This is a genomic window from Pseudomonas sp. GNP014 (assembly GCF_054344005.1).
Map to the genome: position 1 here is coordinate 367,114 of NZ_JBTGUS010000001.1, position 23,608 is coordinate 390,721.

Below are 23,608 nucleotides of genomic sequence, written 5' to 3' on the forward strand. Positions count from 1 at the left end.
GAGAGCCCGATCATGTCTCGTTCCGAAACCCTGTTTGCCAATGCCCAGAAACACATTCCCGGTGGCGTGAATTCGCCGGTTCGTGCGTTCAAGAGCGTGGGCGGCACACCGTTGTTCTTCAAGCACGCCGAAGGCGCCTACGTCACTGACGAAGACGACAAGCGTTATGTTGATTACGTCGGTTCGTGGGGCCCGATGATCCTCGGCCACAGCCACCCGGACGTGCTCGACGCCGTACGCAATCAGCTGCAACACGGCCTGTCCTACGGCGCGCCGACCGCGATGGAAACCGAGATGGCCGATCTGGTCTGCTCGCTGGTGCCGTCGATGGACATGGTGCGCATGGTCAGCTCCGGCACCGAAGCGACCATGAGCGCGATCCGTCTGGCCCGTGGTTACACCGGCCGCGACAGCATCATCAAGTTCGAAGGCTGCTACCACGGTCACTCCGACAGCCTGCTGGTCAAGGCCGGCTCCGGTGCCCTGACCCAGGGCGTGCCGAGTTCGGCCGGTGTCCCGGCAGCGTTCGCCAAACACACCCTGACCCTGCCGTTCAACGACATCGACGCCGTTGAGAAGATGCTCGCTGAAGTTGGCCAGGACGTGGCGTGCATCATCGTCGAGCCAGTGGCGGGCAACATGAACTGCGTACCGCCGGCGCCGGGTTTCCTCGAAGGCCTGCGCGCGCTGTGCGACAAGCATGGCGTGGTGCTGATTTTCGACGAAGTGATGACCGGTTTCCGCGTTGCCCTCGGCGGTGCCCAGGCGTACTACGGGGTCAATCCTGACCTGACCACGTTCGGCAAGATCATCGGCGGCGGCATGCCGGTCGGCTGCTTTGGCGGCAAGCGTGAAATCATGGAACGCATCGCGCCGCTGGGCCCGGTGTACCAGGCCGGCACATTGTCGGGTAACCCGCTGGCAATGGCCGCCGGTTTGACCACGTTGCGTCTAATCAGCCGTCCGGGTTTCCACGATGAACTGACCGACTACACCACGCGCCTGCTCGATGGCTTGCAACAACGCGCCGATGCAGCGGGCATTCCGTTCGTGACCACGCAGGCCGGCGGCATGTTCGGTCTGTACTTCAGCGGTGCCGACGACATCGTCACCTTCGAAGACGTGATGGCCAGCGACGCGGCCCTGTTCGGGCGCTTCTTCCACCTGATGCTGGAAGGCGGTGTGTACCTGGCGCCGAGTGCATTCGAAGCCGGTTTCACCTCGATCGCCCACGGTGAAGCCGAGCTGAAAATCACCCTGGACGCTGCCGAGCGCGCCTTCGCTGCCCTGAAGTAATCGCCGTACCGCTGACGTTGGCCATCGCCAGCGTCAGCTTTCACCTACATCCAGACGGTTTTTCCGATGCTTCTGCCAAGATTCCTCCACAAAGTGGGCGATATATTCCCCGCGCAGCAGAAAAACGAGTAAAGACTTTGTAAGGTTGGCCCTGCTTATTTCATAATGCGCGCTTATTGGATCCCTCGATGGGTCCGCGTGCCCTTCAGAGGTAAGTCGATTCCCATGAACCGCACCGGCCGCACCCTTGCCTTGGGCTGCCTGTTGCTCCTTCAGCCCCTGCTCGCGCATGCACAAGCAGGCGGCAACTCGTTGTTGATCCCGGCGATGGGTCGTTGCACCCTCAATACTCAGCCGCAAGACGTCACGCAGGCACTGGCCGCCTGCCAGAAAGCGGCGGACGAAGGGGATGCGCAAGCGCAATACGAGTTGGGTGAGTTCTACTACGACGGCAAGAATGCGCCGCGCGACCTCAATCAAGCCTTGAGCTACTTCGAGAAAGCCTCGCTGCAAGGCCACGCTCAGGCGCAGTTCAAGCTCGGCACCATGTTCTTCCACGGCGAAGGCGTGCAGGCCAACAACATTCAGGCGTACATCGTGCTGAAGATGGCGGCGGTCAACGGCGCCGAAGATGCGCTGGACACGGCCGACGAAGTCTCGGAAAAAATGTCCCGCGAGGACCTCGAAACCGCGACCCAGGTGCTCGGGCAAATTTTCCGTAAATACCTGATGGAACTGCAGAACGCCGATGGGCGTACGCCTTTCTCGCCATTGCCTTGATCGTGTGGTGATTAGCTGTGGCGAGGGGATTTATCCCCGATGGGTTGCGAAGCAGCCCCAAACCCTGCAATCCGGTTCTGTCTGACACACCTTGCTGAATGGACTTGCGACTGCTTCGCAGCCGAACGGGGATAAATCCCCTCGCCACAAATCATTTCAAATCCAGATCCGGTTTTACTTCTCAGGCATCGGCATCGGGAACGGCATCACATTGCCGACCGCGCCACGGGCTTCGCTGATTTTCGGGGTGCCCAGACGTTCCACCTCGTCGATGCGCACAATCGAATGCATCGGCACAAAACTGCGCACTACGCCTTCGAACTGCGCCTTGAGCTTCTCTTCGCTCGGATCGACGACCACTTGCGTGCGCTCGCCAAAGACGAACTCTTCCACTTCCAGAAAACCCCACAGATCACTTTGATAGATCTGCTTGGCGTACATTTCGAACACCTGGCCCTGGTTGAGGAAAATCACCTTATAGATTGGAGCTTCGCGTTTGGTCATGGCGGGGGGATAACATCGGGGATAAAAATGAGGGCGCAAACTATAGCATAGCCACCGGACGCGCAGCGGTAGGAACCTGAGGGCTTGTTCCCTATAATGCGCGGTTCTTTGAATCACGTGACGACCCTACTCCATGGCCAAGAAGCTTTACATCGAAACCCACGGTTGCCAGATGAACGAGTACGACAGCTCGCGCATGGTCGATCTGCTGGGCGAACACCAGGCCCTGGAAGTCACCGCGCGTGCCGAAGACGCCGACGTGATTCTGCTCAACACCTGCTCGATCCGCGAACGCGCCCAGGATCGGGTGTACTCGCAGCTCGGCCGCTGGCGCGAACTGAAACTGGCCAACCCGGACATGGTGATCGCCGTTGGCGGTTGCGTGGCCAGCCAGGAAGGCGCGGCGATCCGTGATCGCGCCCCTTACGTCGACGTGGTGTTCGGCCCGCAGACCCTGCACCGTCTGCCGGAAATGATCGACGCCGCACGCAGCAGCAAGTTGCCGCAAGTCGACGTCTCGTTCCCGGAGATCGAAAAATTCGACCACCTGCCCGAGCCGCGCATTGACGGCCCGAGCGCCTACGTGTCGGTCATGGAAGGCTGCAGCAAGTACTGCACGTTCTGCGTGGTGCCTTACACCCGCGGCGAAGAAGTCAGCCGGCCGTTCGACGATGTGATCGCCGAGATCATCCACCTCGCCGAAAACGGCGTGCGGGAAGTGACCCTGCTCGGGCAGAACGTCAACGGCTATCGCGGCCTGACCCATGACGGGCGCCTGGCCGATCTGGCGGAATTGATCCGTGTGGTCGCCGCCGTCGATGGCATCGACCGCATCCGCTACACCACTTCACACCCGCTGGAGTTCTCCGACAGCCTGATCCAGGCCCACGCCGAAGTGCCGGAACTGGTCAAACACCTGCACTTGCCGGTGCAATCGGGTTCGGACCGGATTCTCGCGGCAATGAAGCGCAACCACACCGCGCTGGAATACAAGTCGAAGCTGCGCAAACTGCGCGCCGCCGTGCCGGGCATCTGCATCAGTTCGGACTTTATCGTCGGTTTCCCCGGCGAAACCGAGAAAGATTTCGAACAGACGATGAAGCTGATTGCCGATGTCGGCTTCGACTTCTCCTACTCGTTCGTCTACAGCCAGCGCCCGGGCACTCCGGCAGCCGATCTGGCCGATGACACCCCGGAAGAGCTGAAGAAAGAACGCCTGAATGCCTTGCAGCACCGCCTGAATCAGCAAGGCTTCGAGATCAGCCGACAAATGGTCGGCTCGATCCAGCGCATTCTCGTGACCGACTATTCGAAGAAAGACCCTGGCGAGCTGCAAGGGCGCACCGAGAATAATCGAATCGTCAACTTCCGCTGCGACAATCCGACCCTGATCGGGCAGTTTGCCGATGTGCACATCGACGCGGCACAACCGCACTCGCTGCGCGGCTCGCTGATCCAGTAAAAAAATATCAGGAACACAGAGAATCCTGTGGGAGCTGGCTTGCCAGCGATAAGGCCATCAGCCCCGACAAATATGTCGCCTGTTGCACCGCTATCGCTGGCAAGCCAGCTCCCACAGTGGACCGCACTGTTACTGAGATTGTGCTCATCAATTTAAGAGCTTTCGCACCCAGGCCTCTGGCGTTATCCTTGATTTCATCTTAATTGCCCCAGGGCGGCTAAATACGACCTTGAACGCACCCATAGAACCACATCGTTTTATCCTCGAGCCCTTTGAGGCTCGCCGCTTCGCCAATCTGTGCGGGCAATTCGACGAGCATTTGCGCTTGATCGAACAGCGCCTGGCCATCGAGATCCGCAACCGCGGAAACCAGTTCGAACTGATCGGCGACCCCAAGCACACCACGTCTGCGGAAAATCTGCTGCGCCGCCTGTACCGGGAAACCAAGGGTACCGAGCTGTCGCCGGATCTCGTGCACCTGTTCCTGCAGGAATCAGCCGTCGTCGAGCTGGACAATCACGCCCCAGCCGAAGCCTCCGTTGCCCTGCGCACCAAGAAAGGCATGATTCGCCCACGTGGCTTGAATCAGTTGCGCTACGTGAAGGAAATCCTCGGCAACGACATCAATTTCGGCATCGGTCCGGCCGGTACCGGCAAGACCTATCTGGCCGTGGCGTGCGCCGTCGATGCGCTGGAGCGCGAGCAGATTCGCCGCATCCTGCTGGTGCGTCCGGCAGTCGAGGCCGGTGAAAAACTTGGCTTCCTGCCCGGGGACCTCGCGCAGAAGATCGACCCGTACCTGCGCCCACTCTACGACGCACTCTACGAAATGCTCGGCTTCGAATACGTGGCCAAGCTGATCGAGCGTCAGGTGATCGAAGTTGCGCCGCTGGCCTATATGCGCGGCCGCACGCTGAACAACAGCTTCATCATTCTCGACGAAAGCCAGAACACCACCGTCGAACAGATGAAGATGTTTCTGACCCGGATCGGTTTCGGCTCGACTGCGGTCATCACTGGCGACATCACTCAGGTCGACCTGCCGCGTGGCACCAAGTCCGGTCTGCATCATGTGATCGAAGTGCTCAAGGACGTACCGGGCATCAGCTTCACGCACTTCCAGCCTAAAGACGTCGTGCGCCATCCATTGGTGCAGCGGATCGTCGAAGCCTACGAGCGCTTCGAGACCCGCGCCGAAGCCGCCAAGGAAACCTCGCGCGATGCTTGAGCTAGACCTGCAAATCGCTACCGAAGCGAGCGCACCGAGTGAAGCCGACTTCCGCCGATGGTGCGAACTGGCCCTGCGCCAGCGCACCGCCGACTCGGAAATGACCATTCGTCTGGTCGACGAGGAAGAAGGCCGCGAGCTCAATCACACCTGGCGCCACAAGGATTACGCGACCAACGTCCTGTCGTTCCCGGCCGAAGTGCCCGACGAGTTTCTCGACATCCCGCTGCTCGGCGATCTGGTGATCTGCGTGGCGGTGGTCGAGCGCGAAGCCGCCGAACAGGGCAAGGAACTTAAAGCACACTGGGCACATCTGGTCATTCACGGCTGCTTGCATCTACTCGGTTACGACCATATAGATGACGACGAAGCCGAAGAAATGGAAGCACTGGAACGCGAGTTGCTTGCCGAACTGGGCTATCCCGATCCGTACGCGGACGACGAAACCGAAACATCCCCTATCGTTACAACAAAGGATTCAGAGTAATCGCTATGAGCGAAGATCGATCGAGCAACGGGCAGAAGTCATGGCTGGGTAAACTGACCCAGGCTTTTGCCCACGAGCCGAAGAACCGTCAGGAGCTGCTTGAGCTGCTGCGCGATGCACATCAGAACAAACTGCTGGACAGCGAAGCGCTGGCCATCGTCGAAGGCGCCATCCAGGTGGCTGACCTGCAAGTGCGAGACATCATGGTCCCGCGTTCGCAGATGATCAGCATCAAGGCGAACCAGACACCCCGTGAATTTCTCCCGGCCGTGGTCGACTCGGCCCACTCGCGCTATCCCGTCATCGGTGAAAGCCATGACGACGTGATGGGCGTGCTGCTGGCCAAGGACCTGCTGCCGCTGATCCTCAAGGAGAACGGCGACAGCTTCAACATCAAGGACCTGCTGCGCCCGGCGACTTTCGTGCCGGAGTCCAAGCGTCTGAACGTGTTGCTGCGTGAATTCCGCGCCAACCACAACCACATGGCCATCGTCATCGACGAGTACGGCGGCGTGGCCGGTCTGGTGACCATTGAAGACGTGCTGGAACAGATCGTCGGCGACATCGAAGACGAGCACGACGTCGAAGAAGACAGCTACATCAAGCCGCTGCCCAGCGGTGACTTCCTGATCAAGGCGCTGACGCCGATCGAGAACTTCAACGAGTTCTTCGACAGCGAGTTTTCCGATGACGAGTTCGACACCGTCGGCGGTCTGGTGATGAGCGCGTTCGGGCACTTGCCAAAACGCAATGAAATCACTGAAATCGGCGCCTATCGTTTCCGCATCCTGAACGCCGACAGCCGTCGGATTCATTTGCTGCGACTGACCCCTATCGCCCGGTAAGAAATCTAAGGACTGAAATGCGCTGGACAACCCGCCCCGGCTGGCCCGGTAACCTGCTGGCCGTGGCGGCCGGTGCAATCACCACCCTCGCTCTGGCACCTTTCAACATCTGGCCGCTGGCCTTGCTGGCAGTCGGCCTGTTCTATGCCGGTTTGCGCGAGCTGAGCCCGCGCCAGGCACTGGGCCGCGGCTGGTGCTTCGGTTTCGGCCTGTTCGGCGCCGGCACCAGCTGGATCTATTACAGCATCCACCATTTCGGTGGTGCTTCGGTGCTGTTGGCCGGGTTCCTGATGCTGCTGTTTACCGCCGCGATCGCCTGGTTCTTTGCCCTGCCGGCCTGGTTGTGGGCGCGCTGGTTGCGCCGCAATGAAGCACCGGTGGCCGATGCCTTGGCATTTGCTGCGTTGTGGGTGGGCCAGGAAGCGTTTCGCGGCTGGTTCCTCACCGGTTTCCCGTGGCTGTACTCGGGTTACAGCCAGCTCGACGGCCCATTGGCCGGGCTCGCTCCAGTTGGCGGGATGTGGCTGGTGTCGTTCGTTCTGGCACTGACAGCGGCGCTGATCTACAACGCTCCACGCCTGCTGCAAACCAGGCGCAAAGGCTTTATCGCTGCCGGTCTGGTGCTGTTGGTTGGGCCATGGGTGGCCGGCATTGCGCTCAAAGGTCATGCCTGGACCAGCCCGTCCGGCGCACCATTGAGCGTTGCCGCGATTCAGGGCAACGTCGCACAAAGCATGAAATGGGACCCGGCCGAACTCAATGCGCAGTTGGCCCTGTACCGCGACCTGAGTTTCCGCTCGAAACCGGTGGATCTGCTGATCTGGCCAGAGACCGCCGTGCCGGTATTGAAGGAGTCCGCCGAGGGCTACCTGACCATGATGGGCACCTTCGCCGCCGAGCGTAAATCGGCGCTGATCACTGGCGTACCGATCCGCGAAACCGTTCGTCATGAAAAACGCTTCTTCAACGGCATCACCGTGGTCGGCGAAGGCGATGGCACGTATCTGAAGCAGAAACTGGTGCCCTTCGGCGAATACGTGCCGTTGCAGGATGTACTGCGCGGGCTGATCGCATTCTTCGACCTGCCGATGTCCGACTTTGCCCGTGGCCCGGCCGATCAGGCGTTGTTGCAGGCCAAGGGTTATCAAATCGCACCGTTTATCTGCTACGAAGTGGTGTATCCGGAATTTGCCGCCAGCCTGTCAGCGCGCAGCGATCTGCTGCTGACGATCAGCAACGACACCTGGTTCGGCACCTCGATTGGCCCGTTGCAGCATTTGCAGATGGCGCAGATGCGTGCACTGGAGGCCGGGCGCTGGATGATCCGCGCGACCAACAACGGCGTGACCGGACTGATCAACCCGTTCGGGCAGATCACCGAGCAGATTCCGCAGTTTGAACAGGGCATTCTGTACGGTGAAGTGGTGCCGATGCACAACCTGACGCCGTACCTGCAATGGCGTTCGTGGCCATTGATCATCGTGTGCTTGCTGTTGTTTGGCTGGGCACTGATGGCCAGCCGGATGTCGAAAACGCTCTAAAGCAAACGATCGCAGCCTGCGGCAGCGCCTACACAGGACTTGTATTTTCCCTGTTGCAGCTGCCGCAGGCTGCGATCTTTTGATCTTCAGCGGTAAAACAGCGAATACCCCACCTGCCCTACCGCTTCGTTCAGCAATTGCCCGCTCTGCCAGATCGACTTGAACTCCGGCAGCCAGCCACCAAACGGCCTGGCGTTATCGGTCCCGAGAAAACCGACCGGCGCTGGCACAACTTCAAATCCCGCCTGCTGAAAACTCCACACCGACCGTGGCATGTGCCAGGCCTGTGTCACGATCACCACACGCTTGATCCCCTGCGGCAGCAAGATATCGGCGGTGAACTTCGCGTTTTCCCACGTAGTGCGGCTCTCACCTTCCTGCCAACGCACCGTCACGCCAAAGTCGTCGCGCAGCGAATCCGCCATCAACTTCGCCTCGGTCGGCGGCGTACCGTAATGCAAGCCACCCGTGGTCAGAATCGGCAACCCGGACGCCTTGGCCAGTCGCGCGGCATAACGCTGACGCTCAAGCCCCACGCCGGTCGGCTGATCCTCTCCCCAGGCCAGATCACCGCGCTCGCGCCCGGAACCGAGCACCACGATCGCATCGGCCCGCTGCGCCAGCGTTGCCCATTCTCCACGGGCCAGCGGCGGTTCGCGCTCCAGCGCCTTGGCGCCCCACTGCACGACCACCGGCAGGCTCATCAGCCACATTCCACCAAAGCCAATGGCGAAACACACGCCAGCCAGGCGCGGCCGCGAGCGGCGCAGCCACCACGCGGCCAGCAACAGCAGCAAAAGGATGCCGGGCGGCAATAAAAGTTGTTTGATGAAATAACGAAAAGGCATCGGGCATCTCCACAGATGCCCGAAGCCTAAAAGTGTTAATAGAGCGTTACAACCAATAGGTGGGATCCTGTTGAAAAAGATCCGGTTCTTGACCTGCCATGCGCTTACTTGGCCTGCAGAGAACGAACCTTGTCGGTCTCTCTGCGGGGTGCCTTGTCCTTGAGCCAGATGACCTTGGCCGAATGTGCTGCATCGAGTTGCTTCACTGCTTGTGACAGGCATCCATGCGTTTCACGTTCACTGCGATCCAGATAGGCCTTGACCAGTTTGAACTCGGCGGGGCTCAAGCCACGCAATTCCAGTTCCAGGGGGCGCTCATCGCGCAGCCGGTCAGCGGTTTTCAAAGTGTCCAGGGCCACACCCAGACGGTCGATCAGCCTTTCGTACAACTCGGGTTTCGTTACGTTTTTTTTCCGTTGCTCCACCATCCCTCACCTCATTGAAGATAAGACTCACTCCCCACTTAGAGCTTAGCTTCGCTGTACAAACCGGCTGCACGCCGCGACCAACGGCCCTCGCCACGGTTTTGCCGGACCAAACAGCTGTAATCAGGGTTTCCCTAGGCCAAGCGCGGTCATGTATGCTACGGCGCTTCCTGTAATTCCACTTCCAGCTCGTCCGGGCCACCCCGGAACCTGCGTTGAAGAGGATTAGGCCACCCCTATCCAGTACAAAAGTAGCCATGCACGAACAATATCAGCCCCGTGAAATCGAAGCCGCCGCCCAGTCGTTCTGGGACGAGCAAAAGTCCTTTGAAGTCAGTGAACAGCCAGGCAAGGAAACCTACTACTGCCTGTCGATGTTCCCTTACCCCAGCGGCAAGCTACACATGGGGCACGTGCGCAACTACACCATCGGCGACGTGATCTCCCGCTATCAGCGCATGCAAGGCAAGAATGTTCTGCAACCAATGGGTTGGGACGCTTTCGGCATGCCGGCAGAAAACGCCGCGATGAAGAACAACGTGGCCCCCGCCAAGTGGACCTACGAAAACATTGCCTACATGAAGTCCCAGCTGCGTAGCCTGGGCCTCGCCGTGGACTGGTCCCGTGAAGTGACCACCTGCAAACCGGATTACTACCGCTGGGAACAATGGCTGTTCACTCGCCTGTTCGAAAAAGGCGTGATCTACCGTAAAAACGGCACCGTGAACTGGGACCCGATCGACCAGACCGTTCTGGCCAACGAACAGGTGATCGACGGTCGCGGCTGGCGCTCCGGCGCGCTGATCGAAAAGCGCGAAATCCCGATGTACTACTTCAAGATCACCGCCTACGCGGATGAGCTGCTGGAGAGCCTCGACGAACTGACGGGCTGGCCGGAACAGGTCAAGACCATGCAGCGCAACTGGATCGGCAAATCCCGCGGCATGGAAGTGCAGTTCCCGTACAACGTCGACTCGATCGGCGAAGAAGGCACCCTCAAAGTCTTCACCACCCGTCCGGACACCCTGATGGGCGCGACCTACGTTGCCGTCGCCGCCGAACACCACTTGGCCAGCCTCGCAGCGAAGAACAACCCTGAGCTGCAAGCGTTCATCGCCGAATGCAAGGGCGGCAGCGTGGCCGAAGCCGACGTCGCCACCCAAGAGAAGAAAGGCCTGCCGACCGGCCTGTTCGTCGAGCACCCGCTGACCGGCGAAAAACTGCCGGTATGGGTCGCCAACTATGTACTGATGCACTACGGCGATGGCGCCGTCATGGCAGTACCGGCTCACGACGAGCGTGATTTTGAATTCGCCCACAAGTACAACCTGCCGGTGAAGTCGGTGGTACGCACCAGCTCCGGTGACACCAACCCGGCGCCGTGGCAGGACGCCTACGGCGAGCACGGCACGCTGATCAACTCCGGCGAGTTCGACGGCCTGGACTTCGCGGGCGCCTTCGACGCCATGGAAGTCGCACTGATCAAGAAGAACCTCGGTGCCTCGCGCACTCAGTTCCGCCTGCGCGACTGGGGCATCAGCCGTCAGCGCTACTGGGGCTGCCCGATCCCGATCATCCACTGCGATGCTTGCGGTGACGTACCCGTGCCGGAAGATCAACTGCCCGTCGTACTGCCGGAAGACGTGGTGCCAGACGGCGCCGGTTCGCCGCTGGCACGCATGCCCGAGTTCTACGAGTGCAGCTGCCCGAAATGCGGCCAGCCGGCCAAGCGTGAAACCGACACGATGGACACGTTCGTCGAGTCCTCGTGGTACTACGCCCGTTACGCCTCGCCGCACTTCGAAGGCGGTCTGGTGGAAAAATCCGCAGCCGATCACTGGCTGCCGGTCGACCAGTACATCGGCGGTATCGAACACGCCATTCTCCACCTGCTGTACGCGCGCTTCTTCCACAAGCTGATGCGCGACGAAGGCCTGGTGAGCTCCAACGAACCGTTCAAGAACCTGCTGACCCAGGGCATGGTGATCGCCGAGACTTATTATCGTCGCGAAGCCAATGGCGCCTACACCTGGTTCAACCCGGCCGACGTCGAGCTCGAACGCGACAGCAAAGCCAAGGTCATCAGCGCCAAACTGAAATCCGACGGCCTGCCGGTGGAAATCGGTGGCACCGAGAAAATGGCCAAGTCGAAGAACAACGGCGTCGACCCGCAGTCGATGATCGATCAGTTCGGCGCAGACACCTGCCGCCTGTTCATGATGTTCGCTTCGCCGCCAGACATGAGCGCCGAATGGTCCGACTCCGGCGTTGAAGGCTCGCACCGTTTCCTCAAGCGCGTCTGGCGTCTGGCGCAAGCCCACGTCACTCAGGGCCTGCCGGACAAACTGGATGTCGCCAGCCTGAACGATGAGCAGAAAGCCGTGCGCCGCGCGACTCACCTGGCCATCAAACAGGCCAGCCATGACGTCGGCCAGAATCACAAATTCAACACCGCCATCGCTCAGGTGATGACGCTGATGAACGTGCTGGAAAAAGCCGCACAAGGCACCGAACAGGATCGCGCGCTGATTCACGAAGGCCTGGAAGCCGTGACGCTGCTGCTGGCACCGATCACGCCACACATCAGCCACGAACTGTGGAAACAACTGGGTCACGCCGACGCAGTGATCGACGCCGACTGGCCGGTTGTGGACGAGAGCGCACTGGTGCAGGACAGCCTGACCCTGGTTATCCAGGTCAACGGCAAACTGCGCGGGCAGATCGACATGCCGGCCAGCGCGACGCGCGAAGAAGTGGAAGCGGCAGCCCGCGCCAACGAAAACGTACTGCGTTTCGTCGACGGCCTGACTATTCGTAAAGTGATCGTAGTGCCCGGGAAACTGGTCAATATCGTCGCCAGCTAATTGGATCGGGCGCCGGTGTTGTCCGGCGCCAAGTAAAACCTTTCGGGCCGCACGGTCGGCCCACATGGTTTCAAGGGGAGCAACACAATGATCAAACGCAATCTGCTGGTGATGGGCCTTGCCGTCCTGTTGAGCGCCTGTGGTTTCCAGCTGCGCGGTACTGGCACCAATGAACTGACGCTCAAGGAGCTCGACCTGAGCGCCCGCAACGCTTATGGCGAGACAGTCACCCAGCTGCGTCAGACGCTGGAGTCCAGTGGCGTCAAGGTTTACAGCGGTGCTCCGTACAAGCTGTACCTGGCTGACGAGCAGGAAAGCCAACGCATCCTCAGCTACGCCGGCGCCGGTCGTACGGGCGAGTATCAGGTCAGCACGGTGCTGAGCTACGACATCCGTGGCGACAAGAACCTTTCGCTGTTGAGCGACAAGCTTGAAGTGCAGAAAGTATTTATCCACGACGGCAACAACCTCGTCGGCTCCGATCAGGAAGCCAACGAAGCGCGTCGTGAAATCCGTCGCGAGCTGGTTCAGCGCATGATGCTGCGTCTGCAACAGCTGACGCCGGCTCAACTGCAGCAACTGCAACAAGCCGCCAACGCACGGGCCAAGGCTGAAGCCGATGCGCTGGAAGCCGCGCAAAAGGCTGAAGCGGAAACCCCGCGTCAGTCGCCGCTCGAAATACCGCAGCAGTAAGAGGATCGGGGCGCTCAGGCGCCCCGTTCGGTATTTCCCATGAAGCTCGCTCCCGCTCAACTCGGCAAACACCTGCAAGGCACGCTTGCGCCCGTCTACATCATCAGCGGCGATGACCCGCTGTTGTGTCAGGAGGCTGCCGACGCCATCCGCAGTGCGGCCCGCCAGCAAGGTTTCGACGAACGCCAGGTATTCGCTGCCGACGCCAATTTCGATTGGGGCACGTTGTTGCAGGCCGGTGCCAGCATGTCGCTGTTCGCCGAAAAACGCCTGCTGGAACTGCGCCTGCCTTCGGGCAAACCCGGTGACAAGGGCGCTGCCGCGCTGATCGAATACTGCTCGCGCCCTGCGGAAGACACGGTGCTGCTGATCAGCCTGCCCAAGCTCGATGGCAGCGCGCAGAAAACCAAGTGGGGCAAGGCGCTGGTCGAAGGTCAGCAGACTCAATTCATCCAGATCTGGCCGGTGGACGCCAACCAGTTGCCGAGCTGGATTCGTCAGCGCCTGTCGCAGGCCGGTTTGTCGGCGAGTCAGGACGCGGTCGAACTGATTGCCGCACGCGTCGAGGGCAACCTGCTCGCCGCCGCACAGGAAATCGAAAAGCTCAAGCTGATGGCCGAAGGTGGGCAGATCACCGTCGAAACCGTGCAGGCCGCTGTGGCCGACAGTGCCCGATTCGACGTGTTCGGCCTGACCGATGCCGTGCTCAATGGCGAACCGGCTCACGCCTTGCGTATGCTCGAAGGCTTGCGCGGTGAAGGGGTCGAGCCACCGGTGATTCTCTGGGCGCTGGCACGGGAACTGCGGCTGCTGGCCAATATCTCGTTGCAATACAGCCAGGGCACGCCGCTGGACAAGTGCTTCAGTCAGGCGAAGCCCCCGGTCTGGGACAAGCGCAAACCACTGATGAGCAAGGCCCTGCAACGCTACTCGGCGCCACGTTGGGCGCAGTTGCTACTCGAAGCCCAGCGTATAGATGCACAGATCAAGGGCCAGGCCGCCGGTTCGCCGTGGATGAGCCTGAGCCGGTTGGCGTTGTTGATGGCCGGTCAGCGCCTGACACTTCCCGCCGAATAACCTGTCCTACCGCATAACGACCATTCGCGAGCAGGCTCGCTCCCACATTGAAATGCATTCCAAATGTGGGAGCGAGCCTGCTCGCGAAAGCGTCAACACATTCCCACATAACAGGAACTGGACAGACGCCCAACATCGGCAGATTATTTGCCGCGCAAAACCCACTCACTCGAGAGAGCCCTCATGAGCAAAAAGCCATCGAAACATGGCCCGAACAAGGCCAAATCCATCGTCGCCCAACCCCTGTTCCGCAGCCGCCAGGAACGACCAGCCAAGGGTAAAGGCAGCTACCGCCGCGAAGCCTTCCAGTCTGACAGCTGGGAGGCTTCTTACTTTCTGGCCGCCTGAAGCGCAGCACCCCCTGGTCATGTTAAGGTCTGCACCTGATCCGTATCCCCTGGAACTGTGCATGCCCTTTAGTCTTTCCCGTCGTTGGCCCGTTCGCCAGCTGATCGCTGCCTCCAGCTTCATTCTGCTTGTCGCCTGTGCGGAAAAACCCACCGCCGCCGACGCGCAACCCCTGCAAGCCGCCCCTGTCGCCACGGCCCCAGCGATCATCCCGCCGGTAGTGCCGTCCGCCGACCCTCTCGATCTCCAGCCGACCCAGACCTTTGCCGAATGGCAGGCGGGTTTTCGCAAGGATGCGCTGGCCGCTGGTATTCGCGCCGACCTGTTCGATCGCGCGTTCGCCAATGTCAGCTTCGATGCCAGCGTGATCAAAGCCGATCGCAGTCAGCCGGAGTTCTCACGGCCAGTGTGGGAATACCTCGACGGCGCGTTATCGCCGCTGCGGGTGCGCAAGGGCCAGGCGCTGATCAGCCAGTACGCCGACATTCTGCAGAGCATCGAACAGCGTTACGGCGTCGATCGCCAGGCACTGGTGTCGGTGTGGGGGATGGAAAGCAATTTCGGTCAGTTCCAGGGCAACAAGTCGGTGATCAACTCGCTGGCCACCCTGGCCTACGAAGGCCGTCGCCCGACATTTGCCCATGCGCAATTGATCGCCGCCCTGCAGATCCTGCAACAAGGCGATATCACTCCAGAGAAAATGTTGGGTTCGTGGGCCGGAGCGATGGGGCAGACCCAATTCATTCCGACCACCTACAACACCCATGCGGTGGATTTCGACGGTGACGGTCGCCGCGATATCTGGGGCAGTCCGGCCGATGCCCTGGCCTCCACCGCGCACTATCTGCAAAGTTCCGGCTGGCAGCGTGGTCAGCCGTGGGGCTTTGAAGTGCAACTGCCAAGCGGTTTCAATTACACCCTGGCCGATGGCGCGATTCGCAAGAGCGTTGCCGAATGGCGTCAACTGGGGGTAATCCTGCCCAATGGCGGTCAGGCGCCAGCCGGTTCGGAACAGCTGTCCGCGGCCCTGCTGCTGCCGGCAGGCTATCGTGGCCCGGCGTTCCTGATCCTCGACAACTTCCGGGCGATCCTCAAGTACAACAACTCGTCGTCCTATGCTCTGGCGGTGAGCCTGTTGTCCGAGCGCTTCGACGGTGGCGGCCTGATCAATGGCACCTGGCCCAAGGATGACCTGCCGCTGAGCCGCACCGAACGCATCGAGCTGCAAAACCTGCTGAGCGCGCGTAACTACGATGCCGGAACGGCGGACGGCATCATCGGCGCCAACACGCGCAAGGCCATCCGCAGTGCCCAGCAGTCGTTTGGCTGGCCGGCGGACGGGTATCCGACGCACAAGTTGCTCGAGAGCCTGCGCACGCAGTAAAGCAAAATCAAAAGATCGCAGCCTTCGGCAGCGCCTGCACGGGATTGATGTTTACCGTGCAGGCGCTGCCGAGGGCTGCGATCTTTTTGCTTCACCCACACATTATCGGGTGACCACATCCTGCTCCAACATCAACTCCTTCTTCCCCGCATCCAGCCTCACCAGCGCCCCCATCGGCAGTGTCAGGTTCGGATCACAATGCCCGCTGCGCCAACCGGACAGCACCGGGATTCGCAACGGTTCAAAAGTCTGCTTGAGCAGGCGGTTCAACGCGTCGCTATCCACGCCAGCGACGTCACCGACCAGTACCCCACGCAATCGGGCCAATTTGCCGGCCAGACGCATTTGCGTGAGCAAACGGTCGATCCTGTACAGCGGCTCGTTGACGTCCTCAATCAACAGAATCACGCCCTCCACGTCGATTTCGTATGGCGTACCCAGCGTTGAGGCAATCATCGCCAGATTACCGCCCAGCAGCCGCCCATGAGCAATACCCGGCTCGACAGTGGTCAATGGATAGGCCACCGGATGACTCAGCACACTCCCCGCCTTCACCTGACCGCGCAGCATGGCGAAGAATGACGTGACGGTCGGTGGCTCCTTGTCACCCAACAGGTCGGCATTGAGCAGCGGGCCATGGAAGGTCACAAAGCCGGCATAACGGCTGATCGCCAGATGCAGCGCGGTGATGTCGCTGTAGCCGACAAACGGCTTGGCATGGCGGCTCAGCAGGTCGTAGTCGATCCGGTCCAGCAGACGCGGCGTGCCGTAGCCACCGCGCAGGCAGATGATCGCGTCGACCTCGGGGTCGGCGAATGCAGCGTGCAGGTCATTGAGGCGTACGTCGTCACTGCCGGCCAGATAGCCGTCCTTCTCGTAGACCCCGGGAAACACCTTCAATGCATAACCACGGGCGCGCATCCACTGCACGGCTTTTTCGGTGTTCAGCGCTCCAGGCCCTGCGGGGGCGATCACGCCAATCAGCCCCTCAGATGGCAGCGCCGGCACCGGTCTGTGCGCAACGAGGGTATGTGTCGGTCGAACAGTCATCCATGGGTCTCCCTGTGTGAAGTCTTGCGGACACAGTAGTCAGGTAAAGCGACAAACAAAAGAGGTGAGCTCACTCAATAATTCGTGGCGAGGGCGCCGGCTCCTGCCGGGTTGCGCAGCGCCCCCAGGATCTTCGCGACGGCTGCGCACTCCAGCGCGAGCCAACTCCCTCGCCACAAGGTTCAGAGGTTAACAACCCAAACAAAAATACCCGCCGAAGCGGGTATTTGATGCAGCCTTCAGCGCAGAATCAGGAACCGAGCAGCTCGGCCTTGACCAGTTTCGCCTGCTCGTCGGCATGGTACGACGAACGTACCAGCGGGCCGGAAGCGACGTTCTTGAAGCCCATCTTGTAACCTTCCTCGGCGAACCAGGCGAAGGTGTCCGGATGCACGAAACGCTGCACCGGCAAGTGGCTGCGCGACGGTTGCAGGTACTGACCGAGGGTCAGCATGTCGATGTCGTGTTCGCGCATGCGCTTCATGACTTCGATGACTTCCTCGTCCGTCTCGCCCAGGCCCAGCATCAGGCCGGATTTGGTCGGAATGTGCGGCATCATCTGCTTGAAGCGTTGCAGCAGGGTCAGCGACCACTGGTAGTCCGAACCCGGACGCGCAGCCTTGTACAGGCGCGGCACGGTTTCCAGGTTGTGGTTGAACACATCCGGCGGCTCGGCAGCAGTGATTTCCAGGGCGATGTCCATGCGGCCACGGTAGTCCGGGACCAGGGTTTCCAGTTGCACGTTCGGCGACAGCTTGCGGATTTCGCGGATGCAGTCGGCAAAGTGCTGGGCACCGCCGTCACGCAGGTCATCGCGGTCAACCGAAGTGATCACCACGTACTTGAGCTTGAGGTCGGCGATGGCGATGGCCAGGCTTTCCGGCTCGTTGACGTCCAGTGGCTTCGGACGACCGTGGCCCACGTCGCAGAACGGGCAGCGACGGGTGCAGATGTCGCCCATGATCATGAAGGTCGCGGTGCCGCCGGAGAAGCACTCGCCCAGGTTCGGGCAGGATGCCTCTTCGCAGACGCTGTGCAGCTTGTGCTTGCGCAGCAGGCTCTTGATTCGGTCGACTTCCGGGGAAACCGGGATGCGCACACGAATCCAGTCAGGTTTCTTCGGCAGCTCGGTGGTCGGAATGATCTTTACCGGGATGCGTGCAACCTTCTCGGCGCCGCGCAGCTTGACGCCGGCTTCAACCTTGGGACGCGGGGCCGGGCGCTCGGTCACGTCGAGCGTCGGGATCATGGTTTGCACTGCATCAGTAGTCATATCAGTCGATTCCGCCCGTCAGGGTCGTCTGCTCAGCATAGTCGAGGTGTTTGACGAGCTGCGCGCGCAGCCGGGCACTTACCTCGGCAAATTCAATCGGTCCTGCGTGATCGCTCAGCTGGGTCATCGCCAGCCCGGCATAGCCGCAGGGATTAATCCGTCGAAACGGTTCCAGGTTCATATCCACGTTCAGGGCCAGGCCATGAAAGGAACAACCGTGGCGAATCCGCAAACCCAGAGAAGCGATTTTCGCTCCGTCGACGTAGACGCCGGGAGCATCCGGCTTGGCTGCGGCGGTCACGCCGTAGCTGGCCAGCAGTTCGATCAGGCACTGTTCCATGCGCGTGACGAGATCGCGTACGCCAAAACCCAGCTTGCGCACGTCCAGCAGCAGGTAGGCCACCAGCTGGCCGGGACCATGATAAGTCACCTGCCCGCCGCGATCGACCTGCACCACCGGGATATCTCCCGGCAGCAGCAAATGTTCGGCCTTGCCGGCCTGGCCCTGGGTGAACACCGGAGGGTGCTCGACCAGCCAGATTTCGTCGGCGGCATTGCTGCCGCGTTCGTTGGTGAAGCGTTGCATGGCATGCCAGACCGGCTCGTAAGCCATCTGGCCAAGTTCGCGAAAGCCCAGCGTGCCCGGCATCACAACACCATGTGCACGAAACCGGAAGCCCGCAGTTCGCTGTTGATGTTGTACAGCTGATCCTGATCGGTCGCGACGATGTGCAACTGGATGGTGGTGTATTTGCCATTGCTGCTTTGACGTTCGTCGATGCGCTCATCATTGATGGTCGCGTGTTTCTTGACGATGTCGATGATCTTGTCTTTGTTGCCGACGCCCGTGTCGCTGATCACCTTAATCGGATAATCAGTCTGGGGAAATTCGATCTTTGGCGCCTTTACTTCGGTATCGGTCATGGCGTAACGGCCTCTAGAGCGCAAGCCGTGGTAACGCACATGGCCCCGCACCGGATCGGGGCGGGGCCATGCAGGTCAACACAAATCAGTTGAACAAGCCGTAGAAGAATAGACGGATGCTATCCCACATGCGGCGGAAGATACCACCCTCCTCGACGCCATCCAGAGCGATCAGGTCAGCGCTGTGCACCACCTTGTCTTCCAGTTTGACTTCGACTTTACCGATCACGTCGCCCTTGGCGATTGGCGCGGTCAGTTGCGGGTTCATGGTCATGCTGGCAGCGAGCTTCTTCAGCTGGCCTTTTGGCAGAGTCATGGTCAGGTCTTCAGCCAAGCCGGCCTTGACTTGATTGGTGGTGCCTTTCCACACCGGGGCCTGAGCCAGTTCGGTGCCCTTCTGATAGAAGGTCTGGGTTTCGAAGAAGCGGAAACCATAAGTCAGCAGCTTCTGGGTCTCGGCGGCGCGGGCCACTTCGCTGTTGGTGCCGAACACCACAGCGATCAGACGCTGGCCGTCACGTACAGCCGAGGACACCATGCAGTAGCCGGCTTCGTCGGTATGACCGGTTTTCAGACCGTCAACGGTCTTGTCGCGCCACAGCAACAGGTTGCGGTTAGGCTGCTTGATGCCGTTCCAGAAGAACTCTTTCTGCGAGTAGATCGCGTAGTGAGCCGGGTCTTCGTGGATGATCGCGCGAGCGAGGATCGCCATGTCGTGAGCCGACGAGTAGTGCTCAGGGTTTGGCAGACCGGTCGGGTTCATGAAGTGGGTATTGGTCATGCCCAGGTCGGTGACCGTCTTGTTCATCAGGTCGGCGAAGGCGTCTTCGCTGCCGGCGATGTGCTCGGACAGCGCCACGCTGGCGTCGTTGCCGGACTGGATGATGATGCCGTGCAGCAGGTCGCTGACGGTGACTTGCGAACCGACCTTGATGAACATCCGCGAACCGCCGGTGCGCCAGGCGTTTTCGCTGACGGTCACCGGATCGTTTTCACCGATCTGGCCGCGACGGATTTCCAGCGTAGCGATGTACGCGGTCATCAGTTTGGTCAGGCTGGCCGGTGGCAGACGCTGGTCGCCATTGTTTTCGACCAGCACGTTGCCGCTGCTGGCATCCATCAGAACGTAGGCCTTGGCAGCCAGTTGTGGTGGCGACGGCATCATCTCGGCCGCGAAGGCGGCTGGCGAGAGGAGCAGCGGGACTAGCAGACACAGGCGTTTGGCAAAGGTGGTGATGTTCATCCGTCTCTCGAAATCGCTAATGGAAACTTGCCCGAAGGCAAAACTATTCAGACAGCCTTCTAACGGGCCATCGCGTGTTCAGTTGCTCACTCCAGTCACCCTTGCCGGGCTTTTGTTCTTCGACGAGCCAACAACCTGGTTCACCCCCCAATACCGCAAGTGAACCGTCAATCAAGTCTACGTATTACTCGCTGACCACACTTGGCGAACCAAGGTTGGCCAGGCGCACACTGTTCTGCACCTGGGCAATTTCACCCGGCGAACCGATCGGCCCCAGGCGTACCCGGTGCAGAGTCTGCTGATTGCGCACGATCGAGCTGATGAACACCGGAGCGCTCACCATCCCGCTGAGCTTCGACCTCAGGAGTTCTGCAGCGTCCGGGTTGGCGAACGCGCCCACCTGCAGATACTGGCCAGACGCTGGTGCAGAAGCGTTTTTTTTTGCATCGAGCTGAACCGGCACGACGGCCGCGGCGTGTTGCTGCGGCGGCGGGGTCCATTGCTCGACGGTACCGGCCGAAGCCGTGATGGTCGGCGCGCTATTTTGCGCGACTTGCGGCTCGTTGAGCATCAGCGGCGCCGGACGGCCCTTGGCGGCCCACCACTGCTGCGGGTCGATGCCCTCGACCTTGACCCGCGCGGTGCCGATTTCGGCATAACCGAGCTTCTTGGCGGCCGCGTAGGACAAGTCGATGATCCGGTCCGAATAGAACGGCCCACGGTCGTTGACCCGCAGGATCACGCTCTTGTTGTTGTCCAGGTTGGTCACCCGAACGTAACTTGGCAGTGGCAGAGTCTTGTGCGCGGCACTCATGCCGTACAGGTCATACACTTCGCCGTTGGCGGTGTTCTGGCCATGAAACTTGGTGCCGTACCACGACGCAGTACCCGAGGCGACGTAAGTCTTGGATTCCTGCAACGGGAAGTACGTCTTGCCCAGCACCGTGTACGGGTTGGCCTTGTACGGACCGGTGTGCAGGGTCGGCGTGGCATCAGGGATGCGCGACACATCGACGTCCCACCACGGCGCGCCGTCTTTGTGCGCGCGGTTGATGTCCAGGCCAGGCTGCGCCCGCACTGCAGTATTCGAGGTTTTCTGAGTCGGGGAACGGCTGGTCGAACAACTGGCGACCAGCACCGCCAACGCAGCGAATGCCACCAGCTTCAGGGGTTTATTGTTAGGCAATGCCCGCATTACTTGACGCCCCGTGCTTTTACCAGCTCTTCAGACAGTTGATGTACGGCCATGGCGTACATCACGCTGCGGTTATAACGCGTGATCGCGTAGAAATTCTTCAGGCCCATCCAGTATTCAGGGCCGTTGTCGCCTTCGAGGCGAAATGCAGTAACCGGCATATCATCGCGCAGCGCATCATGACTTGACCAGCCCAGCGCCCGCAACTCTCCGACGGTCTTCGTCGGTTCGATGCCGGTGGTCAGGCCTTCGTCGACCTGCTCGCCACGCACATCGGCCCGGCTGACCACCGGTTCCCCGGCCACCCAGCCATGGCGCTTGAAATAGCTGGCGACGCTACCGATCGCATCATCCGGGTTATTCCAGATATTGATATGGCCGTCACCGTCGAAATCCACCGCATAGGCGCGAAAGCTGCTCGGCATGAATTGCGGCAATCCCATCGCCCCGGCGTACGAGCCTTTGAGGGTCAGGGGATCGACCTGTTCTTCACGCGCCAGCAGCAGGAACTCACGCAGTTCCTTGCGGAAAAATTCGGCACGGGGAGGATAGTCGAAACCGAGGGTGGACAAGGCATCGATCACCCGGAAATTACCGGTATTGCGTCCGAAAAAGGTCTCGACGCCGATGATCGACACGATGACCTGTGCCGGCACGCCGTATTCCTGTTCAGCGCGAGCCAGCGTCGCCTCGTGTTGACGCCAGAAGTCCACGCCCCGGGCAATGCGCGCGTCGGTGATGAACATCGGGCGGTATTCTTTCCACTGCTTGACCCGCTCGGCGGGCTTGGAGATCGCGTCAAGAATCGACTGCTTGCGCTCTGCCTCGCGGAACACCCCCATCAGCTGTTCACCGGCGAAACCATAGTCGCGGGTCATTTCACCCACGAATTCGGCCACCTGCGGCGAGCCTTCGTATTCGCCGGCCAGCGCTTCCTGCACGCTGCCCAGCAGGCCCATCAGGCCAACCAGCGGCGCGCATCGAGTCGCCCAGCCACGCATTACTTGCATTGAACTCTTCACCTTATTCAAACCTGTGCGATCCACTTGCGATGGGTATGGATCGACATCAAAACCCCAAACGCTGACAGCAGCGTCACCAGCGAAGTTCCTCCGTAGCTAATGAACGGCAACGGCACCCCCACGACCGGCAACAGGCCACTGACCATACCGATGTTGACGAAAACGTAAACAAAAAACGTCATGGTCAACGCACCGGCGAGCAATTTGCCGAACAGCGTCTGCGCCTGAGCGGTGATCACCAGCCCCCGGCCGATCAGCAATAAATAGATCAGCAACAGCACGCAGATGCCCACCAGACCGAACTCCTCGCCGAGTACGGCAATGATGAAGTCGGTGTGGCTTTCCGGCAGGAAGTCCAGGTGCGACTGGGTGCCGAGCAACCAGCCCTTGCCGAACACGCCACCGGAGCCGATGGCGGCTTTCGATTGAATGATGTTCCAGCCAGTGCCCAGTGGATCGCTTTCCGGGTCGAGGAAGGTCAGGATTCGCTGCTTCTGGTAGTCGTGCATGATGAAAAACCACATGGCGACGGCCACCGGTACGGCCGCCGCCAGCACGCTGAGAATCCAGCGCCAGCGCAACCCGCCCATGAACAGCACGAACGCCCCGCCGGCGAGAATCAGCAGCGACGTACCAAGGTCAGGCTGGCGCACGATCAGGACGAACGGCACGCCGATCAGCATCAGGCTGATCCCGACATGCTTGAGTTGTGGCGGCAACGTGCGCTTGGACAGGTACCAGGCGATGGTCGCCGGCATCAGGATCTTCATGAATTCCGACGGCTGGAAGCGGATCACCCCGGGAATGTTGATCCAGCGGGTCGCCCCCATGGCGTTGTGGCCCATGATGTCCACCACCATCAGCAGCACCACCCCGACCACATAACCGAGGGGCACCCAACGCGCCATGAACCGTGGCTCGAACTGGGCAATGACGATCATCGACACTAGGCCGATGCCGAACGATGTCGCCTGTTTGGCCAGCAGGTCCCAGCTCTTGCCGCTGGCCGAATACAGCACGAACAGGCTGCCGGCCGCGAGGATCAGCAACAGGATCAACAGCGGGCCGTCGATATGCAGTCTTTGCAGCAACGTCGCTCGGCGACGCATCACATCCTCA

Annotated in this window: 23 protein-coding genes; 12 read left to right on the forward strand and 11 right to left on the reverse strand. The window is 60.6% G+C overall.

Annotated features, from left to right (window positions below):
* The first annotated feature begins 12 nt into the window (after positions 1 to 12).
* Both hemL and ACXX9E_RS01740 read left to right on the forward strand, forming a co-directional pair.
* Positions 13 to 1,296 (forward strand): glutamate-1-semialdehyde 2,1-aminomutase, encoded by a 1,284-nt coding sequence (gene hemL / locus ACXX9E_RS01735; RefSeq protein WP_123463851.1) that lies wholly within the window; start codon positions 13 to 15, stop codon positions 1,294 to 1,296.
* Positions 1,297 to 1,521: 225 nt separating this feature from the next.
* Entirely contained in the window at positions 1,522 to 2,076 is a 555-nt protein-coding gene (locus tag ACXX9E_RS01740) for a tetratricopeptide repeat protein (protein WP_047296791.1), read from the forward strand.
* 174 nt (positions 2,077 to 2,250) lie between these two features.
* Here ACXX9E_RS01740 and ACXX9E_RS01745 read toward each other — a convergent pair whose 3' ends face one another.
* The gene (locus ACXX9E_RS01745) at positions 2,251 to 2,580 is read right to left on the reverse strand and encodes a DUF1820 family protein (RefSeq protein WP_003185742.1); all 330 of its coding nucleotides are present in this window, start codon (positions 2,578 to 2,580) and stop codon (positions 2,251 to 2,253) included.
* A 133-nt stretch (positions 2,581 to 2,713) separates the two neighbouring features.
* Here ACXX9E_RS01745 and miaB point away from each other — a divergent pair, with 133 nt between their 5' ends.
* The 5 genes from miaB to lnt all read left to right on the forward strand — a co-directional run bounded on the left by miaB (position 2,714) and on the right by lnt (position 8,143).
* The gene (gene miaB / locus ACXX9E_RS01750; RefSeq protein WP_007960557.1) at positions 2,714 to 4,042 is read left to right on the forward strand and encodes a tRNA (N6-isopentenyl adenosine(37)-C2)-methylthiotransferase MiaB; all 1,329 of its coding nucleotides are present in this window, start codon (positions 2,714 to 2,716) and stop codon (positions 4,040 to 4,042) included.
* A 229-nt stretch (positions 4,043 to 4,271) separates the two neighbouring features.
* Positions 4,272 to 5,270, forward strand: coding sequence for a PhoH family protein (locus ACXX9E_RS01755; protein ID WP_128615302.1), 999 nt, complete (start codon positions 4,272 to 4,274; stop codon positions 5,268 to 5,270).
* Entirely contained in the window at positions 5,263 to 5,757 is a 495-nt protein-coding gene (gene ybeY, locus ACXX9E_RS01760; RefSeq protein WP_123463847.1) for an rRNA maturation RNase YbeY, read from the forward strand. Before ACXX9E_RS01755 ends, ybeY begins: the two co-directional genes overlap by 8 nt.
* Before the next feature lie 5 nt (positions 5,758 to 5,762).
* Entirely contained in the window at positions 5,763 to 6,602 is an 840-nt protein-coding gene (locus tag ACXX9E_RS01765) for a CorC family transporter (protein ID WP_027612886.1), read from the forward strand.
* Positions 6,603 to 6,619: 17 nt separating this feature from the next.
* Entirely contained in the window at positions 6,620 to 8,143 is a 1,524-nt protein-coding gene (gene lnt / locus ACXX9E_RS01770) for an apolipoprotein N-acyltransferase (RefSeq protein WP_128615300.1), read from the forward strand.
* Between the two features lie 86 nt (positions 8,144 to 8,229).
* On the opposite strand, the gene ACXX9E_RS01775 is transcribed toward lnt, so the two are convergent.
* Positions 8,230 to 8,991: a YdcF family protein gene (locus ACXX9E_RS01775; RefSeq protein ID WP_123463845.1), complete on the reverse strand. Its 762-nt coding sequence runs from the start codon at positions 8,989 to 8,991 to the stop codon at positions 8,230 to 8,232.
* Positions 8,992 to 9,095: 104 nt separating this feature from the next.
* Complete coding sequence (locus ACXX9E_RS01780) at positions 9,096 to 9,419, reverse strand: hypothetical protein (RefSeq protein ID WP_123463844.1); 324 nt, start codon at positions 9,417 to 9,419, stop codon at positions 9,096 to 9,098.
* Between the two features lie 254 nt (positions 9,420 to 9,673).
* Between ACXX9E_RS01780 and leuS the strand changes: the two genes are divergently transcribed.
* The 5 genes from leuS to ACXX9E_RS01805 all read left to right on the forward strand — a co-directional run bounded on the left by leuS (position 9,674) and on the right by ACXX9E_RS01805 (position 15,782).
* Entirely contained in the window at positions 9,674 to 12,280 is a 2,607-nt protein-coding gene (gene leuS, locus ACXX9E_RS01785) for a leucine--tRNA ligase (protein WP_458554959.1), read from the forward strand.
* Between the two features lie 87 nt (positions 12,281 to 12,367).
* Positions 12,368 to 12,973 carry an LPS-assembly lipoprotein LptE gene (locus ACXX9E_RS01790; RefSeq protein ID WP_186746137.1) on the forward strand — a complete coding sequence of 202 codons (606 nt, stop codon included), beginning with the start codon at positions 12,368 to 12,370 and terminating at the stop codon, positions 12,971 to 12,973.
* Between the two features lie 39 nt (positions 12,974 to 13,012).
* Positions 13,013 to 14,050, forward strand: a complete 1,038-nt coding sequence (holA, locus tag ACXX9E_RS01795) for a DNA polymerase III subunit delta (RefSeq protein WP_123463841.1) — start codon at positions 13,013 to 13,015, stop codon at positions 14,048 to 14,050.
* 183 nt (positions 14,051 to 14,233) lie between these two features.
* A complete protein-coding gene (gene arfA / locus ACXX9E_RS01800; protein WP_064390740.1) occupies positions 14,234 to 14,398 on the forward strand; it encodes an alternative ribosome rescue factor ArfA in 165 nt (54 codons plus the stop codon).
* 61 nt (positions 14,399 to 14,459) lie between these two features.
* The gene (locus ACXX9E_RS01805; RefSeq protein ID WP_128615296.1) at positions 14,460 to 15,782 is read left to right on the forward strand and encodes a lytic murein transglycosylase; all 1,323 of its coding nucleotides are present in this window, start codon (positions 14,460 to 14,462) and stop codon (positions 15,780 to 15,782) included.
* A gap of 102 nt (positions 15,783 to 15,884) precedes the next feature.
* Here the strand turns inward: ACXX9E_RS01805 and ACXX9E_RS01810 are convergent, their stop codons facing one another.
* The 8 genes from ACXX9E_RS01810 to rodA all read right to left on the reverse strand — a co-directional run bounded on the left by ACXX9E_RS01810 (position 15,885) and on the right by rodA (position 23,598).
* Positions 15,885 to 16,832, reverse strand: coding sequence for a S66 peptidase family protein (locus ACXX9E_RS01810; RefSeq protein WP_128615295.1), 948 nt, complete (start codon positions 16,830 to 16,832; stop codon positions 15,885 to 15,887).
* A gap of 250 nt (positions 16,833 to 17,082) precedes the next feature.
* Positions 17,083 to 18,081 (reverse strand): lipoyl synthase, encoded by a 999-nt coding sequence (lipA, locus tag ACXX9E_RS01815; RefSeq protein ID WP_160768663.1) that lies wholly within the window; start codon positions 18,079 to 18,081, stop codon positions 17,083 to 17,085.
* A gap of 25 nt (positions 18,082 to 18,106) precedes the next feature.
* The gene (lipB, locus tag ACXX9E_RS01820) at positions 18,107 to 18,754 is read right to left on the reverse strand and encodes a lipoyl(octanoyl) transferase LipB (protein WP_128615294.1); all 648 of its coding nucleotides are present in this window, start codon (positions 18,752 to 18,754) and stop codon (positions 18,107 to 18,109) included.
* Positions 18,754 to 19,029: a DUF493 domain-containing protein gene (locus ACXX9E_RS01825; RefSeq protein WP_027612895.1), complete on the reverse strand. Its 276-nt coding sequence runs from the start codon at positions 19,027 to 19,029 to the stop codon at positions 18,754 to 18,756. Before ACXX9E_RS01825 ends, lipB begins: the two co-directional genes overlap by 1 nt.
* Before the next feature lie 85 nt (positions 19,030 to 19,114).
* The gene (locus ACXX9E_RS01830) at positions 19,115 to 20,272 is read right to left on the reverse strand and encodes a D-alanyl-D-alanine carboxypeptidase family protein (RefSeq protein ID WP_123463836.1); all 1,158 of its coding nucleotides are present in this window, start codon (positions 20,270 to 20,272) and stop codon (positions 19,115 to 19,117) included.
* Positions 20,273 to 20,456: 184 nt separating this feature from the next.
* The gene (locus tag ACXX9E_RS01835) at positions 20,457 to 21,467 is read right to left on the reverse strand and encodes a septal ring lytic transglycosylase RlpA family protein (RefSeq protein WP_123463835.1); all 1,011 of its coding nucleotides are present in this window, start codon (positions 21,465 to 21,467) and stop codon (positions 20,457 to 20,459) included.
* Complete coding sequence (gene mltB, locus ACXX9E_RS01840) at positions 21,467 to 22,477, reverse strand: lytic murein transglycosylase B (RefSeq protein WP_123463833.1); 1,011 nt, start codon at positions 22,475 to 22,477, stop codon at positions 21,467 to 21,469. The genes ACXX9E_RS01835 and mltB overlap by 1 nt, the downstream gene beginning before the upstream one ends.
* A 17-nt stretch (positions 22,478 to 22,494) precedes the next feature.
* Positions 22,495 to 23,598: a rod shape-determining protein RodA gene (rodA, locus tag ACXX9E_RS01845; protein ID WP_185015778.1), complete on the reverse strand. Its 1,104-nt coding sequence runs from the start codon at positions 23,596 to 23,598 to the stop codon at positions 22,495 to 22,497.
* Between the last annotated feature and the right edge of the window lie 10 nt (positions 23,599 to 23,608).

Bases quoted from the DNA above. Each gene is read 5' to 3' on its own strand.
- ACXX9E_RS01765 (WP_027612886.1), top strand. From the start codon at position 5,763: ATGAGCGAAGATCGATCGAGCAACGGGCAGAAGTCATGGCTGGGTAAA.
- ACXX9E_RS01775 (WP_123463845.1), bottom strand. From the start codon at position 8,991: ATGCCTTTTCGTTATTTCATCAAACAACTTTTATTGCCGCCCGGCATC.
- holA (WP_123463841.1), top strand. From the start codon at position 13,013: ATGAAGCTCGCTCCCGCTCAACTCGGCAAACACCTGCAAGGCACGCTT.
- ACXX9E_RS01810 (WP_128615295.1), bottom strand. From the start codon at position 16,832: ATGACTGTTCGACCGACACATACCCTCGTTGCGCACAGACCGGTGCCG.
- ACXX9E_RS01830 (WP_123463836.1), bottom strand. From the start codon at position 20,272: ATGAACATCACCACCTTTGCCAAACGCCTGTGTCTGCTAGTCCCGCTG.
- ACXX9E_RS01835 (WP_123463835.1), bottom strand. From the start codon at position 21,467: ATGCGGGCATTGCCTAACAATAAACCCCTGAAGCTGGTGGCATTCGCT.
- lipA (WP_160768663.1), bottom strand. From the start codon at position 18,081: ATGATCCCGACGCTCGACGTGACCGAGCGCCCGGCCCCGCGTCCCAAG.
- miaB (WP_007960557.1), top strand. From the start codon at position 2,714: ATGGCCAAGAAGCTTTACATCGAAACCCACGGTTGCCAGATGAACGAG.
- ACXX9E_RS01805 (WP_128615296.1), top strand. From the start codon at position 14,460: ATGCCCTTTAGTCTTTCCCGTCGTTGGCCCGTTCGCCAGCTGATCGCT.
- lnt (WP_128615300.1), top strand. From the start codon at position 6,620: ATGCGCTGGACAACCCGCCCCGGCTGGCCCGGTAACCTGCTGGCCGTG.
- rodA (WP_185015778.1), bottom strand. From the start codon at position 23,598: ATGCGTCGCCGAGCGACGTTGCTGCAAAGACTGCATATCGACGGCCCG.
- ACXX9E_RS01745 (WP_003185742.1), bottom strand. From the start codon at position 2,580: ATGACCAAACGCGAAGCTCCAATCTATAAGGTGATTTTCCTCAACCAG.
- leuS (WP_458554959.1), top strand. From the start codon at position 9,674: ATGCACGAACAATATCAGCCCCGTGAAATCGAAGCCGCCGCCCAGTCG.
- mltB (WP_123463833.1), bottom strand. From the start codon at position 22,477: ATGCAAGTAATGCGTGGCTGGGCGACTCGATGCGCGCCGCTGGTTGGC.
- lipB (WP_128615294.1), bottom strand. From the start codon at position 18,754: ATGCCGGGCACGCTGGGCTTTCGCGAACTTGGCCAGATGGCTTACGAG.
- ybeY (WP_123463847.1), top strand. From the start codon at position 5,263: ATGCTTGAGCTAGACCTGCAAATCGCTACCGAAGCGAGCGCACCGAGT.
- hemL (WP_123463851.1), top strand. From the start codon at position 13: ATGTCTCGTTCCGAAACCCTGTTTGCCAATGCCCAGAAACACATTCCC.
- ACXX9E_RS01825 (WP_027612895.1), bottom strand. From the start codon at position 19,029: ATGACCGATACCGAAGTAAAGGCGCCAAAGATCGAATTTCCCCAGACT.
- ACXX9E_RS01780 (WP_123463844.1), bottom strand. From the start codon at position 9,419: ATGGTGGAGCAACGGAAAAAAAACGTAACGAAACCCGAGTTGTACGAA.
- arfA (WP_064390740.1), top strand. From the start codon at position 14,234: ATGAGCAAAAAGCCATCGAAACATGGCCCGAACAAGGCCAAATCCATC.
- ACXX9E_RS01790 (WP_186746137.1), top strand. From the start codon at position 12,368: ATGATCAAACGCAATCTGCTGGTGATGGGCCTTGCCGTCCTGTTGAGC.
- ACXX9E_RS01740 (WP_047296791.1), top strand. From the start codon at position 1,522: ATGAACCGCACCGGCCGCACCCTTGCCTTGGGCTGCCTGTTGCTCCTT.